General features: G+C 40.3%; 16 protein-coding genes and 3 pseudogenes. 15 read left to right on the top strand and 4 right to left on the bottom strand.

From position 1 onward, the window contains the following. Both QM818_RS02745 and rsmG read right to left on the bottom strand, forming a co-directional pair. Positions 1-72 (bottom strand): annotated as a pseudogene (locus QM818_RS02745) (transposase); the annotation flags it as partial. 82 nt (positions 73-154) lie between these two features. After that, positions 155-868: a 16S rRNA (guanine(527)-N(7))-methyltransferase RsmG gene (gene rsmG, locus QM818_RS02740; protein WP_261081182.1), complete on the bottom strand. Its 714-nt coding sequence runs from the start codon at positions 866-868 to the stop codon at positions 155-157. Between the two features lie 93 nt (positions 869-961). Here rsmG and QM818_RS02735 point away from each other — a divergent pair, with 93 nt between their 5' ends. Together QM818_RS02735 and htpX are read left to right on the top strand one after the other, a co-directional pair. Continuing rightward, on the top strand, positions 962-1522 hold the full coding sequence (locus tag QM818_RS02735) for a LemA family protein (RefSeq protein ID WP_000219846.1): 561 nt from the start codon (positions 962-964) through the stop codon (positions 1520-1522). A 1-nt stretch (position 1523) separates the two neighbouring features. Further along, complete coding sequence (htpX, locus tag QM818_RS02730) at positions 1524-2423, top strand: zinc metalloprotease HtpX (RefSeq protein WP_261081183.1); 900 nt, start codon at positions 1524-1526, stop codon at positions 2421-2423. Between the two features lie 150 nt (positions 2424-2573). On the opposite strand, the gene QM818_RS02725 is transcribed toward htpX, so the two are convergent. Both QM818_RS02725 and QM818_RS02720 read right to left on the bottom strand, forming a co-directional pair. After that, positions 2574-4133, bottom strand: a complete 1560-nt coding sequence (locus QM818_RS02725) for an ATP-binding cassette domain-containing protein (protein WP_261081184.1) — start codon at positions 4131-4133, stop codon at positions 2574-2576. A gap of 330 nt (positions 4134-4463) precedes the next feature. Continuing rightward, complete coding sequence (locus tag QM818_RS02720; protein WP_261081185.1) at positions 4464-4793, bottom strand: helicase BlpT; 330 nt, start codon at positions 4791-4793, stop codon at positions 4464-4466. Positions 4794-4959: 166 nt separating this feature from the next. On the opposite strand from QM818_RS02720, the gene QM818_RS02715 reads away from it, so the two are divergent. From QM818_RS02715 to dprA, 13 genes and pseudogenes are all read left to right on the top strand, one after another. After that, positions 4960-5502: a YceD family protein gene (locus QM818_RS02715; protein WP_000773212.1), complete on the top strand. Its 543-nt coding sequence runs from the start codon at positions 4960-4962 to the stop codon at positions 5500-5502. After that, the gene (nth, locus tag QM818_RS02710) at positions 5502-6131 is read left to right on the top strand and encodes an endonuclease III (protein ID WP_000244443.1); all 630 of its coding nucleotides are present in this window, start codon (positions 5502-5504) and stop codon (positions 6129-6131) included. The genes QM818_RS02715 and nth overlap by 1 nt, the downstream gene beginning before the upstream one ends. 221 nt (positions 6132-6352) lie before the next feature. Then, positions 6353-6874, top strand: a complete 522-nt coding sequence (gene pyrR / locus QM818_RS02705) for a bifunctional pyr operon transcriptional regulator/uracil phosphoribosyltransferase PyrR (protein WP_004257972.1) — start codon at positions 6353-6355, stop codon at positions 6872-6874. Positions 6875-6892: 18 nt separating this feature from the next. Beyond that, positions 6893-7816, top strand: a complete 924-nt coding sequence (locus QM818_RS02700) for an aspartate carbamoyltransferase catalytic subunit (protein WP_261081187.1) — start codon at positions 6893-6895, stop codon at positions 7814-7816. Positions 7817-7865: 49 nt separating this feature from the next. Continuing rightward, entirely contained in the window at positions 7866-8945 is a 1080-nt protein-coding gene (locus QM818_RS02695) for a carbamoyl phosphate synthase small subunit (protein ID WP_000166853.1), read from the top strand. Between the two features lie 448 nt (positions 8946-9393). After that, on the top strand, positions 9394-12570 hold the full coding sequence (carB, locus tag QM818_RS02690) for a carbamoyl-phosphate synthase large subunit (protein WP_261081188.1): 3177 nt from the start codon (positions 9394-9396) through the stop codon (positions 12568-12570). A 217-nt stretch (positions 12571-12787) separates the two neighbouring features. Then, positions 12788-12913, top strand: a pseudogene (locus tag QM818_RS02685) (Nramp family divalent metal transporter); the annotation flags it as partial. A 351-nt stretch (positions 12914-13264) separates the two neighbouring features. Then, positions 13265-13970, top strand: a pseudogene (locus QM818_RS02680) (IspD/TarI family cytidylyltransferase). A 4-nt stretch (positions 13971-13974) separates the two neighbouring features. Further along, the gene (locus tag QM818_RS02675; RefSeq protein ID WP_084927334.1) at positions 13975-14997 is read left to right on the top strand and encodes a ribitol-5-phosphate dehydrogenase; all 1023 of its coding nucleotides are present in this window, start codon (positions 13975-13977) and stop codon (positions 14995-14997) included. A 16-nt stretch (positions 14998-15013) separates the two neighbouring features. Further along, positions 15014-15883 carry a phosphotransferase family protein gene (locus QM818_RS02670; protein WP_261081189.1) on the top strand — a complete coding sequence of 290 codons (870 nt, stop codon included), beginning with the start codon at positions 15014-15016 and terminating at the stop codon, positions 15881-15883. Further along, a complete protein-coding gene (locus tag QM818_RS02665; protein ID WP_261081190.1) occupies positions 15873-16751 on the top strand; it encodes a DMT family transporter in 879 nt (292 codons plus the stop codon). The genes QM818_RS02670 and QM818_RS02665 overlap by 11 nt, the downstream gene beginning before the upstream one ends. 11 nt (positions 16752-16762) lie before the next feature. Next, on the top strand, positions 16763-17452 hold the full coding sequence (locus tag QM818_RS02660; protein WP_000643965.1) for a sugar phosphate nucleotidyltransferase: 690 nt from the start codon (positions 16763-16765) through the stop codon (positions 17450-17452). A gap of 87 nt (positions 17453-17539) precedes the next feature. After that, a complete protein-coding gene (dprA, locus tag QM818_RS02655; RefSeq protein ID WP_414299883.1) occupies positions 17540-18388 on the top strand; it encodes a DNA-processing protein DprA in 849 nt (282 codons plus the stop codon). The last annotated feature ends 18 nt before the right edge of the window (positions 18389-18406 follow it).

The raw sequence follows: 18406 nt of genomic DNA, 5'->3' as shown, positions 1-18406 counted from the left end.
AAGCTTCTCTAAGCTATATCCTTGTTTTCTAAGTTCATAGATCTGAACTTTATCATCATAACTCAATTTCATAATAAAACACCCCAAAAGTTAGATTTTTTCTGTCTAACTTTTGGGGTGCAGTACACTTTGTAAACATTTTTTACTAAAAAATTTAAAGTGGGCGTTTGTTGGGCATGCCAGCCTTTCTTGGATATTTATTTGGTGTTTCTTTTTTCTTTTCTACCACTGAGATATAACGCGAATCTCCATTAGGTAGAGCGTAGCTGAGATTGTCTTCGACCTTACTAAAAAGGAGGTTGAGGGCATTCTTAGCTTCTAATAATTCCTCAGGAGCATTGCTAGCCTTGAGTGCCAATAGTTTGCCACCAACTTTAAGGTAGGGAATAGTCAATTCAGACAAAACCTGCATACGAGCTACAGCACGGGCAGTTACCAAATCAAACTGGGCACGGAAGTTCTTGTCTTGGGCAAAATCTTCGGCACGTCCATGGTAGAAATGAACACCGTCCAAATCTAGTTCTTGAGCCAAAAGTTGCAGGAAGTTGATGCGCTTATTGAGCGAATCAATGATGGTCACATCTAACTGAGGATAGAGAATTTTCATTGGTAGACTAGGAAATCCTGCCCCGGCCCCGATATCAAGCAGTTTGATAGTTTCATTGGGAATCAAACCTTGCGGAATAGGTGCAATAGAATCGTAAAAATGTTTGAGATAAACTTCTTCCTTGTCTGTAATAGCTGTTAGATTAATCTTTTCATTCCATTCAACTAATAGCTCAAAATAACGTTCAAATTGGTGTTTTTGCTGGTCCGAAAGTGGAAGATTTTGCTCGGTAAGCAAGTTGTAAAATGTTTCTGGTTTCATAGTTTTTTCCTTCTTTAGTATCATCTTATTTTACCACAATCATTAAAAATTTGATATACTGGTACTAATCTAAAAGCAGAAAGGACTTATATCATGACTTGGATTATTCTTGGAGTTTTAGCTCTTGTTGTGATTTTTGTGATTGTTAGCTATAACGGTTTGGTTAAGAATCGTATGCAAACAAAGGAGGCTTGGAGTCAGATTGATGTTCAGTTGAAACGTCGAAATGACCTCTTGCCAAACTTGATTGAGACTGTAAAAGGTTATGCCAAATATGAAGGTTCTACCCTTGAAAAGGTGGCAGAACTACGTAACCAAGTGGCGGCAGCGACTTCACCAGCAGAAGCTATGAAAGCTAGTGATGCACTTACTCGTCAGGTTTCAGGTATTTTTGCAGTTGCAGAAAGCTATCCAGATTTGAAAGCTAGTGCAAACTTTGTTAAATTGCAAGAGGAGTTGACAAATACAGAAAATAAAATTTCTTACTCTCGTCAACTCTACAACAGTGTTGTCAGCAACTACAATGTAAAATTAGAAACTTTCCCAAGCAATATTATCGCTGGGATGTTTGGATTTAAAGCAGCAGATTTCCTTCAAACACCAGAAGAGGAAAAGGCAGTTCCTAAAGTTGATTTTAGCGGTTTAGGTGACTAAGATGTTGTTTGATCAAATTGCAAGCAATAAACGAAAAACGTGGATTTTGTTGCTGGTATTTTTCCTACTCCTAGCTCTTGTTGGCTATGCAGTTGGTTACCTCTTTATGCGATCTGGGCTTGGTGGTTTGGTTATCGCACTGATTATCGGCTTTATCTATGCCTTATCCATGATTTTTCAATCGACAGAGATCGTCATGTCCATGAATGGAGCGCGTGAGGTGGATGAACAAACGGCACCAAACCTCTACCATGTAGTAGAAGATATGGCTATGGTGGCTCAGATTCCTATGCCTCGTGTTTTCATCATTGATGATCCAGCCTTAAATGCCTTTGCGACAGGTTCTAACCCTCAAAATGCGGCGGTTGCTGCGACGTCAGGTCTCCTAGCTATCATGAATCGTGAAGAACTAGAAGCTGTTATGGGACATGAAGTCAGTCATATTCGTAACTACGATATTCGCATTTCGACTATTGCTGTTGCCCTTGCTAGTGCTATCACCATGCTTTCTAGTATGGCAGGTCGTATGATGTGGTGGGGTGGCGCAGGTCGCAGACGAAGTGACGATGATAGAGATAGAAATGGTCTTGAAATCATTATGCTAGTGTTTTCCCTACTAGCTATTGTGCTGGCACCTCTCGCTGCAACCTTGGTGCAACTAGCTATTTCTCGTCAGAGGGAATTCCTAGCTGATGCTTCCAGTGTCGAGTTGACCCGCAATCCTCAAGGGATGATTAATGCTCTACGTAAGTTGGATAATAGTAAACCGATGAGTCGTCCTGTCGATGATGCCAGCAGCGCACTCTATATCAATGATCCCAAGAAAGGGGGAGGGTTCCAAAAACTATTTTATACCCACCCACCTATTTCAGAACGGATTGAACGTTTAAAACATATGTGAAATGAAGGCTGGAAAAAGTCTTTAAAATCTGAAAAACGCATAATATCAAGTGTGCAAAAAACTTGATATTATGCGTTTTATTACGGGGAGATTTACTTCCTTTTCTCCTGAAATTGACTTTTTGCCCCACCTATCTGCTATGTTGCAAATTTATAAATCTTGTAAATTAACCACTTCCAAACCATACTCTGTCAAGCGATAAATTGTTGAACAAACTTCTTTTAAGAAACGACGGTCATGCGAAACAGTGATGAGACCGCCTGGATAGGTTGCAAAGAGTTTTCTTATTTCAGGTTGAGAAGTTGGAGAAAAGTTTCGTGTAGGTTCATCCAGCAGGAGAAAGTTTGGTTTACGCAGCACTAAATCCAAAAGCAGGAGTTTTCCCTGTTGTCCGCCAGATAAGGAGCAAATTTGATGCTGCATTTCTGGATAACTGAAATTGAGACTAGCTAAGTGAGATTGGATTTTCTGTAGTTCCTCTTTTTCACCAGTTTTGCTGAGATAGGCTATTGGTGATAAATCCAATTGCAGTTTTTTGTGGTAATCTTGTGGCATAAAACCAAGGGAAATCTCTCTTTTATCATTCAGAATTCTCTGTACCTTGGCTAACAGAGTTGATTTTCCAATACCATTTGGCCCGATAATACCGATTTTTTCTTGGCCATGGACAGTTAGTTGTAGCTGCTGAGCCAAAACACGGTCGTCAATGGACAAATTTTCTTTTTCCAGTTGGATTAAGACTTTAGATGTCGGTAATGGCTGTATATCTGAGAAAAAAAGTCTAATTTCTTCCTCTTCAAGTGGTTTTTGGGTCATGGACTGAGCTGTCTTTTCAATACGTTTTTCTTGAGAGAGAACATTTTTCATCTTTTTAGCCAATAGGCGACCTGCAGTACTGTCTTTAGTAGCTCGAAGCGCAGTTTCTACATTTTGCTTGACTCGCCGATGTTTTTCCATGGTTTTATCGTAGGCTCTTTTGTCGTTAGCAGCTTGCTTGCTTTGTTTGGCAAAATTAGCATTTCTCTGCTCACTATAGCAATCATAGTCTAAATGCTCTACTAGTGTTTCTGCTTCTTTACGGTGCTTGACCAGTCGCAAGTGGACAATAGTGTCTGCCGTTTGAGAAAGAAAGTCTTCATCATGGGAAATGAAAATAACAGTTTGCCTAATCTTTCGAATCTGACTTTTTAGCCAATCAACTGTCTCAAGGTCTAGGTCATTTGAAGGTTCATCTAAAAATAGAATCTCAAAGGGTTTGGCTAACTCATGGATGAGCTGAATTTTCAAAGCTTCGCCACCCGAGAGGCTCCCGATCTCTTGGTCACTAGCAAAGCGATCGCTATCAAAATGCAATTCCTCAGCTAAACGATAGAGGACACTGTAGTCTAAATCAATAGAATCTAAAAAGAAGTAGTCGTGTAGAGTTTTCTTTTTCAGCTTCTCGGGGAGTTTTTGAGGAATGTAGGCTATTGATTGATAATCAGATTGAATGTCTCCCTTTATAGTGAAATCAGGCAAAGCTTCCCCCATTAGAGTTTTAAGCAAGGTTGATTTGCCATTTCCTTCTTCGCCAATAATAGCGACCTTTTCTCCGTATTGAATGGCCATTGTTAGGTCAGATACAAGGTCTCGTAAATCTTTATTTTGTGTGATGGTCAGGTGATTGATTTTTATCATATGATTGTCCTTTCTAGAATGTTCATAGTGCATAACAAAAAGCTCTACTTTATCTAGTAGAGCCCAAAGTCACTGTCAAAACTCTATTATCCTCGTTGAAAAACTCGTCAAACTAGCTTGGAGTTGCCTAACCCAACCCAAGAGGAGCATAGCTTTCTAGTTTTTTGATTTTCATAGAAGATAAAGTACTAGAAAATCTAGTGCAAAAAGAGCATGCAAAAAGAGACAAAAACAAGATCTACTAAATAAAGTTCTTTATTTGATAGACTTAGTTGTTCATGTCTCCCTTACCTCCGAGTATTAGTACCTCTATCCTATACCTTTCAGGATATTTTGTCAACAGAAAACTGATAATTCTAATCTCTAGAATCCAAAAACAGGTCCATAAAGAGTTAGTACGTGTTTGATATGCTCGTAATGGAACTTGTCATAGTTGCGCCAAGCGCTGCGTGCTTGATCATTTAGTTTTAGGCTACCAAGACCAATCAGAAGACTGGTACGTTGGTAAAATTTCTCAAGATCGATTAAGATACTGTTGTTCAACTTTTCCGCTTTTTTGAGCTCTTGCAGAGTAGTATTTAGCAGCTCTTGTAGTCGAATATCATCTGCCCTACCCTGTTTGCAACTTTGGAAACTTTTATTTAACTCGGATAGGAGTTGGGTTGCATTAGTAATGAGTTCTTTGTCTTCCATGTGAGCATCCTCCTTGCTCTGATGTATTATTGCCTATAGTATAGCAGTAAAAAACAAAATGTCATAGTAAATATGTTGAAAATCGAATTTTAATTATAAAGTTTGCTGTGCTGATTTGTAGCCTTTTCATGGTATAATCAAGAGAGTAAATCTTTATGGAGGAAGTATGAAATTAAATATTCAAGAAATTCGTAAGCAGTCTGAAGGCTTGCATTTTGAACAAACGTTAGACCTAGCCGCAGACCTGCGTGCACGCAATCAAGAAATTTTAGATGTAAAAGATATCCTTGCAGTTGGGAAAGTACAGTACGAAGACCGTATGTATTTCTTAGATTATCAACTATCTTATACCATTGTTCTTGCTTCAAGTCGCAGTATGGAGCCAGTTGAGTTAGTTGAATCTTATCCAGTAACGGAAGTTTTCATGGAAGGCGCAACTAACCAGCTAGATCAAGAAGTTCTAGATGATGATTTGGTCTTGCCTATCGAAAATGGAGAACTTGATCTTGCTGAGAGCGTGTCAGATAATATCCTTCTCAACATTCCTATCAAGGTCTTGACGGCTGAAGAAGAGGCTGGTCAAGGATTTGTTTCAGGAAATGACTGGCAAATCATGACAGAAGAAGAATACCAAGCCCAACAGGCAGTTAAGAAAGAAGAAAACAGTCCTTTTGCTGGCTTACAAGGACTATTTGACGGAGACGAATAATGGTCTTGTCAAAAAAACGAGCACGAAAAGTGCTGGAAGAAATAATTGCTCTGTTTCCAGATGCCAAGCCCAGTCTTGATTTTACCAATCATTTTGAACTACTAGTTGCGGTCATGTTGTCAGCTCAGACAACGGATGCAGCGGTAAATAAGGCTACACCAGGTCTCTTTGCTGCCTTTCCAACGCCACAAGCCATGTCTGTAGCTACAGAGAGTGAGATTGCTTCACACATTTCTCGCCTGGGACTGTATCGGAATAAGGCTAAATTCCTTAAAAAATGTGCCCAACAGTTACTAGATGATTTTGATGGCCAAGTTCCTCAAACACGTGAGGAATTGGAAAGTCTTGCAGGAGTTGGTCGCAAGACAGCCAATGTTGTCATGAGTGTGGGCTTTGGGATTCCAGCCTTTGCAGTGGATACTCATGTGGAGCGTATCTGCAAACACCACGATATTGTCAAAAAATCAGCGACACCGCTTGAGGTGGAAAAGCGGGTCATGGATATCTTGCCACCGGAGCAGTGGTTAGCTGCCCATCAGGCCATGATTTATTTTGGAAGAGCCATTTGCCATCCTAAAAATCCAGAGTGTGACCAGTACCCACAGTTATATGACTTTAGCAATTTATAAGCAATTTATAAGATGGGGTTTCAAAAGTTTTTGCTTGATTTTAAGCATGCTTTGTGCTATAGTATTTGATAACTAAATATTCCTTTAAACCTGTCCCGTGAGGCAGGCAAGGAGAACGATTAAGTAGTAGGGTGAAGTCTATACTGTTTGCAGTAGGGCTTACTTAGCTATACATTTCAAGTCTCCTTGTTTAAGGAGACTTTTCTTTTTGGAGGTTTGTCATGAAGGCAAAAGAAGTTGTAGACGAATTGACCGTCAAACGAGCGATTACGCGTATTACTTATGAGATTATCGAACGCAACAAAGATTTGAATAAAATCGTCTTGGCTGGTATTAAAACTCGCGGTGTCTTTATCGCCCACCGAATCCAAGAACGTTTGGAGCAGCTAGAAAATCTTTCAGTTCCTGTTGTGGAATTGGATACCAAACCTTTCCGTGATGATGTTAAAAGTGGAGAAGATACTTCTTTGGTTTCTGTTGATGTGACAGACCGTGAAGTTATCTTGGTGGATGATGTGCTCTATACAGGTCGAACCATCCGTGCTGCTATTGATAATATTGTAGGTCATGGTCGTCCTGCGCGCGTGAGTTTAGCAGTTCTAGTCGATCGTGGACATAGAGAATTGCCAATCCGTCCAGATTACGTTGGAAAAAATATCCCAACCAGTCGTTCTGAAGAAATCATCGTAGAGATGACAGAACTTGATGGCCAAGACAGAGTTCTGATTACTGAAGAAGCTTAGAAAGCTAAAGGGGTAGCCATGTCAGAAAATCAACAAGCATTGAACCATGTGGTGTCCATGGAAGACCTCACTGTCGATCAAGTGATGAAATTGATCAAGCGAGGAATTGAGTTTAAAAACGGAGCTCAGCTTCCCTACGAGGACCATCCGATTGTTTCCAATCTTTTCTTTGAGGATTCTACACGGACGCATAAGTCCTTTGAAGTGGCAGAGATTAAATTGGGATTGGAACGACTTGACTTTGATGTCAAGACTAGTTCAGTTAATAAGGGTGAGACACTTTATGATACCATCCTGACTCTGTCTGCTTTAGGAGTTGACGTCTGTGTGATTCGCCACCCAGAGGTTGACTACTACAGAGAGTTAATTGCTAGTCCCACGATTACGACTTCCATCATTAATGGTGGAGATGGTTCGGGTCAACACCCTAGCCAGAGCTTGCTTGATTTGATGACTATTTATGAGGAATTTGGTCACTTTGAGGGTCTCAAGGTTGCAATTGCAGGTGACTTGGATCACTCACGCGTTGCCAAATCCAATATGCAGATTTTGAAACGCTTGGGAGCTGAGCTTTACTTTGCTGGACCTGAGGAATGGAGAAGTCAAGAGTTTGCAGACTATGGAGAGTTTGTAACCATTGATGAAATCATTGATCAGGTGGATGTTATGATGTTTCTCCGTGTTCAACATGAACGCCATGATAGTGGAGCTGTCTTTTCAAAAGAAGACTACCATGCCCAACATGGCTTGACTCAGGAACGTTATGACCGTTTGAAAGAAACAGCAATCCTTATGCATCCAGCTCCAGTCAATCGTGATGTAGAAATCGCAGATCACTTGGTTGAAGCACCAAAATCACGGATTGTCCAACAAATGACCAATGGTGTCTTTGTTCGAATGGCAATCTTAGAATCCGTACTGGCGAGTAGAAACGCCAACTAAAACACAAGACGTTAAAAGACGCCAGTGAGCGTCCACGAGAGGTGAAAATATGACAAAAAGACTTCTAGTATTAGAAGATGGCACAGTTTTTGAAGGCAAGGCCTTCGGAGCAGATATTGATGTAACAGGCGAAATCGTCTTTAATACAGGGATGACCGGCTACCAAGAATCCATTACAGACCAGTCTTATAATGGACAAATCTTGACCTTTACTTATCCTTTGGTAGGAAATTATGGAATTAACCGTGATGATTATGAATCGATTATTCCAACTTGTAAGGGAGTCGTTGTTTTTGAAGAAGCGCGTAGAGCTAGCAACTGGCGAAATCAAATGACCTTGGATGAATTTTTGAAAGCTAAGAAAATTCCTGGTATTTCAGGAATTGATACTCGTGCCCTTACCAAGATTATCCGTAAGCATGGTACTATGCGTGCAACCTTGACCCATGTTGGGGACAGTATGGACCATGTGACGGACCAGCTCCAAGCGACAGTCTTGCCGACAGATAATATCAAACAGGTTTCTACTAAAACTTCATATCCAGCTCCTGGGGTTGGATTGAGTGTAGTGCTAGTGGACTTTGGTCTCAAGCACTCAATCTTACGTGAACTTTCAAAACGCAACTGTAACGTGACTGTTGTCCCTTATTCGACAACGGCTGAAGAAATTCTTCATCTTAATCCTGACGGAGTGATGTTGTCAAATGGGCCAGGTAACCCAGAAGACGTTCCACAAGCACTTGACATGATTCGCGGTGTGCAAGGGAAAATTCCAATCTTTGGTATTTGTATGGGACATCAACTCTTTGCCATGGCTAATGGTGCAAAAACTTATAAAATGAAATTTGGTCACCGTGGATTTAACCATGCGGTACGCGAAATTGCTACAGGACGAGTAGACTTTACTAGCCAGAACCATGGTTATGCAGTCAGCCGTGAGGACTTGCCAGAGCACTTAATCATTACCCACGAAGAAATCAATGATAAGTCAGTTGAAGGAGTTCGCCACAGATACCAACCTGCTTTCTCTGTCCAATACCACCCAGACGCAGCCCCTGGTCCACACGACGCAAGCTACCTATTCGACGAGTTTATCGAGATGATGGAAGCTTTTAAACAATCAAACTAAGAACGAGTAAAAGCTCGTCGGAGAATTTATGTAACTGAACACGGACGGAAAGATCGGAATTTAGAGAAACCAATTTGGATTGTCAATCCTTCCTGGGTTTCCTAAAATTCAATCGCTTTCTATTCGTCCTTTGTATCTTATTTAATGGCAACCTGAGAGTTGCCGAATAGAAAGGCAGGTCGTTTCTTTTAGTCGCTATCAGGCGAACTAAAAACTCCCTGCACTAGATTTTTTACCGAAAAGTATCGTTTCGCTAAAAAATCGTCGGAGAATTTATTTAATGTCGCTCTGTGAGGCGACGAATAGAAAGGAGAAGGGTGCTCCGTATTTGCTGAACTGAATACGGGCTACGGACGGTGCTAAAAAGATAGTTATTCCTAGAACTGACAGTTCTTCGTCATAACTCCTATTTTAGCTTTGTCCGCTTGACGCCCTTAATATCTTATATATGCCTAAACGTACTGATATTCAAAAAATTATGGTGATTGGTTCTGGTCCGATTATTATTGGTCAGGCTGCTGAGTTTGACTACGCTGGGACCCAGGCTTGCTTGTCTTTGAAAGAGGAAGGTTATGAGGTTGTCTTGGTTAACTCAAATCCTGCAACTATCATGACGGACAAGGAAATTGCTGATAAGGTTTATATTGAACCAATTACACTTGAGTTTGTGACACGTATTCTTCGTAAGGAACGTCCAGATGCCTTGCTACCAACACTCGGTGGTCAGACAGGTCTCAACATGGCCATGGAATTATCTAAAAATGGTATCCTAGATGAACTTGGTGTTGAGCTTCTGGGTACTAAACTATCTGCCATTGACCAAGCGGAGGACCGTGACCTCTTTAAACAATTGATGGAAGAGCTCAACCAACCAATCCCAGAATCTGAAATTGTCAACACCGTCGAAGAAGCTGTTACCTTTGCAGCAACAATTGGCTACCCAGTCATCGTTCGTCCAGCCTTTACACTTGGTGGTACTGGAGGTGGTATGTGTGCAAACGAGGAAGAATTGCGTGAAATCGCTGAAAATGGTTTGAAATTGTCACCTGTTACCCAATGTTTGATTGAACGTTCAATCGCAGGTTTCAAGGAAATCGAATACGAAGTGATGCGTGACTCAGCTGACAATGCTTTGGTTGTTTGTAACATGGAAAACTTTGACCCAGTTGGGATTCACACAGGGGATTCCATTGTATTTGCCCCTGCGCAAACCCTGTCAGACTATGAAAACCAAATGCTTCGTGACGCGAGCTTGAGCATCATTCGTGCCCTTAAGATTGAAGGGGGATGTAACGTTCAGCTAGCCCTTGATCCCCACAGCTTCAAGTACTATGTCATCGAAGTAAACCCTCGTGTGTCTCGTTCTTCAGCCCTGGCATCTAAGGCGACAGGGTATCCGATTGCAAAATTGGCTGCTAAGATTGCTGTAGGTTTGACCTTGGATGAGGTTATTAACCCAGTCACGGGTTCAACCTATGCCATGTTTGAGCCTGCCCTTGACTACGTTGTTGCCAAGATTCCACGTTTCCCATTTGACAAGTTTGAAAAAGGTGAGCGCCGTCTTGGGACACAGATGAAGGCAACTGGAGAAGTCATGGCAATCGGTCGAAACATCGAAGAATCTCTCCTTAAAGCTTGTCGTTCCCTTGAAATTGGTGTGCACCACAATGAAATGCCTGAACTTGCATCAGTTTCTGATGATGCCTTGATTGAAAAAGTTGTCAAAGCCCAAGATGACCGTCTTTTCTACGTATCAGAAGCTATTCGTCGTGGTTATACACCTGAAGAGATTGCAGAGCTTACAAAAATCGATATCTTCTATCTTGATAAACTCTTGCACATCTTTGAAATTGAGCAAGAATTGGGCGCTCATCCACAAGATTTAGACGTTTTGAAAACTGCCAAACTTAATGGATTTTCAGACCGTAAGATTGCTGAACTCTGGGAAACGACAGCTGACCAAGTCCGCCAACTTCGTTTGGAAAACAAGATTGTCCCAGTTTATAAGATGGTAGATACTTGTGCGGCAGAATTTGACTCTGAAACACCATACTTCTATTCAACCTATGGATGGGAAAATGAGTCTATCAAGTCTGATAAGGAATCCGTTCTAGTTCTAGGTTCAGGTCCAATCCGTATCGGTCAAGGGGTTGAGTTTGACTACGCAACTGTTCACTCGGTTAAGGCTATCCAGGCTGCTGGCTACGAAGCCATCATCATGAACTCAAACCCAGAGACCGTTTCAACAGACTTTTCTGTATCAGACAAGCTTTACTTTGAGCCATTGACATTTGAAGATGTTATGAATGTCATCGACTTGGAGCAACCAAAAGGTGTTATCGTTCAGTTCGGTGGTCAAACAGCCATCAACCTTGCGGAGCCATTGGCAAAAGCAGGTGTGACCATCCTTGGTACACAGGTTGCCGACCTAGACCGAGCTGAAGACCGTGACCTCTTTGAGCAAGCTCTCAAAGACTTGGATATTCCACAGCCACCAGGACAAACGGCTACCAATGAAGAAGAAGCAGTCCTTGCAGCTCGCAAGATTGGCTTCCCAGTTCTTGTTCGCCCATCTTATGTACTTGGTGGACGTGCCATGGAAATCGTAGAAAATGAAGAAGATCTTCGTTCTTACATGCGTACAGCGGTTAAGGCTAGTCCAGACCATCCAGTTCTTGTTGACTCTTATATCGTTGGACAAGAGTGTGAAGTTGATGCCATTTCAGACGGAGAAAATGTTCTCATCCCTGGTATCATGGAGCACATAGAACGAGCCGGTGTCCACTCAGGTGACTCAATGGCCGTTTACCCACCACAAACCTTGTCGCAAAAGGTTCAGAAAACCATTGCAGACTACACAAAACGCCTAGCAATCGGTCTTAACTGCCTTGGAATGATGAACATTCAGTTTGTCATCAAGGATGAAAAAGTCTACGTTATTGAGGTCAATCCACGTGCTAGCCGTACGGTTCCATTCCTTTCTAAAGTGACCAATATCCCTATGGCTCAAGTAGCGACCAAGCTCATTCTTGGTCAAAAACTTGAAGAACTTGGCTACCAAGATGGACTTTACCCTGAAAGCACCCGCGTTCATATCAAGGCACCTGTCTTCTCCTTTACCAAACTAGCTAAGGTAGACAGCTTACTTGGTCCTGAAATGAAGTCAACAGGTGAAGTTATGGGTTCTGATACTACTTTGGAAAAAGCTCTCTATAAGGCCTTTGAAGCTTCTTACTTACACTTGCCAACTTTTGGTAACGTTGTATTTACCATCGCTGATGATGCCAAAGAAGAAGCCTTGGACTTGGCTCGTCGTTTCCAAAATATTGGCTATGGAATCCTCGCGACAGAAGGGACAGCAGCCTTCTTTGCCAGTCATGGATTGCAAGCCCAACCTGTTGGTAAGATTGGTGATGACGATAAGGATATTCCAAGTTTTGTTCGCAAAGGAAGAATCCAAGCTATCATTAATACAGTAGGAACCAAACGAACTGCAGACGAAGATGGTGAGCAGATTCGTCGTTCAGCTATTGAACACGGAGTGCCCCTCTTCACAGCCCTAGATACAGCTAACGCCATGCTCAAAGTATTGGAAAGCCGTAGTTTTGTCACAGAAGTGATCTAGTTGAGAAAAATTTTTTCATATTTTTAAAACCAGCGTCAGAAAACGCTGGTTTTTTTCAATACTGTTCTTGCTTGTTTTAACTATCATGCTTTCCTTAAGAATCATTTCAAAATGTGATATAATAAGAATAAATTGGAAATAGGAAATTATTTTCATTATATTTTCAAAACTCCATTAATAAAATAGGCAAAGACAAGATTAGAAAGTGAATATTCCGATGTCTTCTTACAAAAAGGTCTCTCTTTCTGAGATCAATCAATCTATTGAAACTCCGAATAACAATCATTTTTGGCAAAATCTAAAAGCATTTTTAGGTTCTGGAGCTCTTGTGGCAGTTGGTTATTTTTTATTTTAAAGACTTGTCCTGAGCCCATTCGTATTTATATCATAAAGTTAGCTAATAAGAAATGAAGGGCAGTAAGCCAAGCAATCACTTTGGAGTTTCAAAGTTATATTTTAAGCTTTCTTTAAGAAAACTATATTATTCTGAAGAACTCTAAAATTTCACAGCCATTTATTAGTAATGACTACAGAATTCCTAGTCACTACTAGAAATGGACTAGTTTCTTTGAATAATGGAACTGCTTAATCCTCCTATTCTAGAACAGGAGGGCCGGTATTTCTTTCATGATAGGACTAGATTGTGGTATAATAGAGAGAATAAGTTTTTTTAGTAAGACAAAGGAGAAAATAGATGATTTATGCAGGAATTCTTGCTGGTGGAACTGGCACACGTATGGGAATCAGTAACTTGCCAAAACAATTTTTAGAGCTAGGTGATCGACCTATCTTGATTCATACAATTGAAAAATTTGTCTTAGAACCAAGCATTGAAAAAATTGTGGTTGGTGTTCACGGAGACTGGGTTTCCCATGCAGAAGATCTTGTAGATAAATATCTACCTCTTCATAAGGAGCGTATCATTATTACAAAAGGTGGTGCTGACCGTAATACGAGTATTGAGAAAATCATTGAAGCCATCGATGCTTATCGTCCGCTTACACCAGAGGACATCGTTGTTACCCACGATTCTGTTCGTCCGTTCATTACGCTTCGCATGATTCAGGACAATATCAAACTTGCTCAAAATCATGATGCAGTGGACACAGTGGTAGAAGCGGTTGATACTATCGTTGAAAGCACTAATGGTCAATTCATTACAGATATTCCAAATCGTGCTCACCTCTATCAAGGACAAACACCTCAAACATTCCGTTGCAAGGACTTCATGGACCTTTACGGCTCTCTCTGCTGAAGAGAAGGAAATCTTGACAGATGCATGTAAGATCTTTGTAATCAAAGGAAAAGATGTGGCCTTGGCTAAGGGCGAATACTCAAACTTAAAAATCTCAACAGTGACAGATTTGAAGATTGCAAAAAGTATTATTGAGAAAGACTAGCGATATGATTAATCAAATTTGTCAACTGACTAAGCCCAAGTTTATCAACGTCAAATACCAGAAAGAGGCTATTGACCAAGAGAATCATATCCTTATCCATCCCAACTACATGGCGGTCTGTCATGCGGATCAGCGTTACTACCAAGGAAAACGTGATCCGAAGATTTTGAATAAAAAGCTTCCAATGGCAATGATTCACGAGTCATGTGGAACCGTTATTTCTGACCCTACAGGAACCTACGAGGTTGGGCAAAAAGTTGTCATGATTCCTAATCAGCCTCCTATGCAGAGCAATGAAGAATTCTATGAGAACTACATGACAGGGACTCATTTCTTGTCTAGTGGCTTTGATGGCTTTATGAGAGAGTTTGTTTCTCTTCCTAAAGACCGTGTGGTGGCTTATGATGCTATCGAAGATACGGTTGCAGCCATTACAGAGTTTGTCAGTGTCGGTATGCACGCTATGAATCGTCTATTGACCCTTGCTCATAGCAAGCGGGACCGAATTGCCGTTATCGGAGATGGAAGTTTAGCATTTGTGGTTGCCAATATTATCAACTATACTTTGCCAGAAGCAGAGATTGTTGTTATTGGTCGTCATTGGGAAAAGTTGGAACTCTTCTCATTTGCCAAAGAATGCTATATCACTGACAATATTCCTGAAGATTTGGCCTTTGACCACGCTTTTGAGTGTTGTGGTGGTGATGGTACTGGACCAGCCATTAATGACTTGATTCGCTACATTCGTCCTCAGGGAACGATTCTTATGATGGGAGTTAGCGAATATAAAGTCAATCTCAATACTCGTGATGCCTTAGAAAAGGGCTTGCTCTTGGTTGGGTCCTCTCGTTCTGGTCGCATTGATTTTGAAAATGCAATCCAAATGATGGAAGTCAAGAAATTTGCCAATCGTCTTAAAAATATCCTTTATCTAGAAGAACCTGTAAGAGAAATTAAAGATATTCACCGTGTCTTTGCGACCGATTTAAACACAGCCTTTAAAACAGTGTTTAAGTGGGAAGTATAAGTGCTGGAGGTTAATTGTGGAGAAAATCATTAAAGAAAAAATTTCATCCCTACTTAGTCAAGAAGAGGAAGTCCTCAGTGTTGAACAACTGGGGGGAATGACCAATCAAAACTATTTGGTCAAAACAACAAATAAGCAATACATTGTTAAATTCTTTGGTAAAGGGACAGAAAAGCTGATCAATCGTCAAGATGAAAAGTACAATCTTGAACTACTAAAGGATTTAGACTTAGATGTAAGAAATTATCTTTTTGATATTGAAGCTGGTATCAAAGTAAATGAGTATATCGAATCTGCGATTACGCTTGATTCAAGGTCAATCAAGACTAAATTTGACAAAATTGCTCCAATATTACAAACCATTCATGCATCTGGTAAGGAATTAAGGGGAGAATTTGCTCCTTTTGAAGAAATCAAAAAATACGAATCCTTAATTGAAGAAAAAATCCCGTATGCTAACTATGAAGCAGTTCGAGAAGAAGTCTTCTCCTTAGAGAAAAGATTGGCTGACTTAGGTGTTGACAGAAAATCTTGTCACATCGATTTGGTACCTGAAAACTTTATCGAATCACCTCAAGGACGTCTATATCTGATTGACTGGGAATATTCATCAATGAACGATCCAATGTGGGATTTGGCTGCTCTCTTTTTAGAGTCTGAATTCACTTCCCAAGAGGAAGAAGCTTTCTTATCTCACTATGAGAGTGAGCAAACACCTGTCTCTCGTGAAAAGATTGCAATCTATAAAATTTTGCAAGATGCTATTTGGAGTCTATGGACAGTCTACAAAGAAGAGCAAGGTGCAGATTTTGGTGACTATGGTGTGAGTCGTTACCAAAGAGCTGTTAAAGGTTTGTCATATTATGGAGGTTTAGATGAAAAATAAAAATGGAGTTTCTTTTGGTCTACTCTCAGGTATTTTCTGGGGTTTAGGTCTAACGATTAGTGCTTATATCTTTTCGATTTTTACAGATTTGTCGCCCTTTGTGGTGGCCGCTGCTCACGATTTCTTGAGTATCTTTATCTTACTAGCTTTTCTCTTGGTGAAAGAAGGAAAAGTTCGTCTCTCAATTTTCTTAAATATTCGCAATGTTAGTGTTATCATCGGAGCCTTATTAGCAGGTCCTATCGGTATGCAGGCCAATCTTTATGCGGTTAAGTATATCGGAAGTTCCTTAGCTTCATCTGTATCGGCTATTTATCCTGCGATTTCAGTTTTATTGGCTTTCTTCTTTTTGAAGCACAAGATTTCGAAAAATACTGTGTTTGGGATTGTCTTGATTATTGCAGGGATTATTGCTCAAACTTATAAGGTTGAACAGGTTAATTCTTTCTACATTGGGATTGTTTGTGCTTTAGTTTGTGCTATTGCATGGGGAAGTGAGAGTGTTCTTAGCTCTTTTGCCATGGAAAGTGAATTGAGTGAAATCGAAGCCCTCTTAATCCGTCAAGTAACTTCATTCTTGTCCTATCTTGTGATTGTGCTCTTCTCTCATCAGTCATTTGCTGAAGCAGCTAATGGACAATTGCTAGGTCTTATGATTGTCTTTGCAGCCTTTGATATGATTTCCTACTTGGCTTATTATATTGCTATCAATCGCTTGCAACCAGCCAAGGCTACAGGCTTGAACGTGAGTTATGTAGTTTGGACTGTCTTGTTCGCAGTTGTTTTCTTGGGTGCACCGCTAGATATGCTGACAATTATTACGTCACTTGTTGTTATTGCTGGAGTTTATATTATTATTAAAGAATAAAGGAGATTCGTGTGAAAGCCATTATCTTAGCAGCGGGATTGGGAACTCGCTTGCGTCCTATGACTGAAAATACCCCTAAAGCCTTGGTTCAGGTTAATCAAAAACCTTTGATTGAATACCAAATTGAGTTTCTAAAAGAAAAAGGTATCAATGACATCATCATCATTGTTGGTTATCTTAAAGAACAATTCGATTACTTAAAAGAAAAATACGGTGTTCGCCTCGTTTTCAATGATAAATACGCTGACTACAATAACTTTTACTCTCTCTATCTTGTAAAAGAAGAATTAGCTAACAGTTATGTTATTGATGCGGATAACTATCTCTTCAAAAATATGTTCCGCAATGATTTGACACGTTCGACTTATTTTAGTGTTTATCGTGAAGATTGTACCAACGAATGGTTCTTGGTCTATGGAGATGACTACAAGGTTCAAGACATTATTGTTGATAGCAAGGCAGGTCGTATCCTTAGTGGTGTATCCTTCTGGGATGCTCCAACTGCAGAAAAGATTGTTAGCTTTATCGATAAGGCTTATGCAAGTGGTGAATTTGTTGATCTCTACTGGGACAATATGGTTAAGGATAACATCAAAGAGCTAGATGTCTATGTTGAAGAATTAGAAGGCAATAGCATCTATGAGATCGATAGTGTCCAAGATTATCATAAATTAGAAGAAATTCTTAAAAACGAGAATTAAAGATCCCAACATCTGGCTAAAATAGTCGGATGTTTTTTTGATTTTTTACGAATAAATAGATGAGTAGAAAAAGAAATGGAGATATTTATGAAAATCACAAACTATGAAATCTATAAGTTAAAAAAATCAGGTTTAACCAATCAACAGATTTTGAAAGTCCTAGAATACGGTGAAAATGTCGATCAAGAACTTTTGTTGGGTGATATCGCAGAAATATCAGGTTGCCGAAATCCAGCAGTTTTTATGGAACGTTATTTTCAGATAGACGATAAGCATTTGGAGAAGGAGTTTCAAAAATTTCCATCTTTCTCTATTTTAGACGACTGTTATCCTTGGGATTTAAGTGAAATATACGATGCGCCTGTGCTTTTATTTTACAAGGGAAATCTTGACCTCTTGAAATTTCCTAAGGTAGCAGTCGTGGGAAGTCGTGCTTGTAGCAAACAGGGGGCTAAGTCAGTTGAAAAAGTCATTCAGGGCATGGAAAATGAACTGGTTATCGTCAGTGGATTAGCCAAGGGAATTGACACAGTAGCTCATATGGCAGCTCTTCAGAATGGTGGAAAAACCATTGCAGTGATTGGAACAGGTTTGGATGTGTTTTATCCTAAAGCCAATAAACGTTTGCAAGACTACATCGGCAATGACCATCTGATTCTTAGTGAATATGGACTTGGTGAACAACCTCTAAAATTTCATTTTCCTGCCCGTAATCGCATCATTGCTGGACTTTGTCGAGGTGTGATTGTAGCAGAGGCTAAGATGCGCTCAGGTAGTCTCATTACCTGTGAGAGGGCAATGGAAGAAGGACGCGATGTTTTTGCTATTCCTGGAAGTATTTTAGATGGACTATCAGACGGTTGCCATCATTTGATTCAAGAAGGGGCAAAATTGGTCACCAGTGGGAAGGATGTTCTTGCGGAATTTGAATTTTAATACTCTTCGAAAATCTCT

The organism is Streptococcus mitis, assembly GCF_047464035.1.
In the GTDB taxonomy this organism is placed as follows: domain Bacteria; phylum Bacillota; class Bacilli; order Lactobacillales; family Streptococcaceae; genus Streptococcus; species Streptococcus mitis_DX.
This window is presented reverse-complemented; position numbering and strand designations above follow the sequence as displayed.

Excerpts from the sequence above, each read along its gene's own strand:
- nth (WP_000244443.1), top strand. The coding sequence starts at position 5,502 with ATGGTCTTGTCAAAAAAACGAGCACGAAAAGTGCTGGAAGAAATAATT.
- dprA (WP_414299883.1), top strand. The coding sequence starts at position 17,540 with ATGAAAATCACAAACTATGAAATCTATAAGTTAAAAAAATCAGGTTTA.
- QM818_RS02665 (WP_261081190.1), top strand. The coding sequence starts at position 15,873 with ATGAAAAATAAAAATGGAGTTTCTTTTGGTCTACTCTCAGGTATTTTC.
- QM818_RS02715 (WP_000773212.1), top strand. The coding sequence starts at position 4,960 with ATGAAATTAAATATTCAAGAAATTCGTAAGCAGTCTGAAGGCTTGCAT.
- QM818_RS02725 (WP_261081184.1), bottom strand. The coding sequence starts at position 4,133 with ATGCACTATGAACATTCTAGAAAGGACAATCATATGATAAAAATCAAT.
- rsmG (WP_261081182.1), bottom strand. The coding sequence starts at position 868 with ATGAAACCAGAAACATTTTACAACTTGCTTACCGAGCAAAATCTTCCA.
- QM818_RS02735 (WP_000219846.1), top strand. The coding sequence starts at position 962 with ATGACTTGGATTATTCTTGGAGTTTTAGCTCTTGTTGTGATTTTTGTG.
- QM818_RS02695 (WP_000166853.1), top strand. The coding sequence starts at position 7,866 with ATGACAAAAAGACTTCTAGTATTAGAAGATGGCACAGTTTTTGAAGGC.
- QM818_RS02675 (WP_084927334.1), top strand. The coding sequence starts at position 13,975 with ATGATTAATCAAATTTGTCAACTGACTAAGCCCAAGTTTATCAACGTC.
- pyrR (WP_004257972.1), top strand. The coding sequence starts at position 6,353 with ATGAAGGCAAAAGAAGTTGTAGACGAATTGACCGTCAAACGAGCGATT.
- QM818_RS02720 (WP_261081185.1), bottom strand. The coding sequence starts at position 4,793 with ATGGAAGACAAAGAACTCATTACTAATGCAACCCAACTCCTATCCGAG.
- QM818_RS02700 (WP_261081187.1), top strand. The coding sequence starts at position 6,893 with ATGTCAGAAAATCAACAAGCATTGAACCATGTGGTGTCCATGGAAGAC.
- carB (WP_261081188.1), top strand. The coding sequence starts at position 9,394 with ATGCCTAAACGTACTGATATTCAAAAAATTATGGTGATTGGTTCTGGT.
- htpX (WP_261081183.1), top strand. The coding sequence starts at position 1,524 with ATGTTGTTTGATCAAATTGCAAGCAATAAACGAAAAACGTGGATTTTG.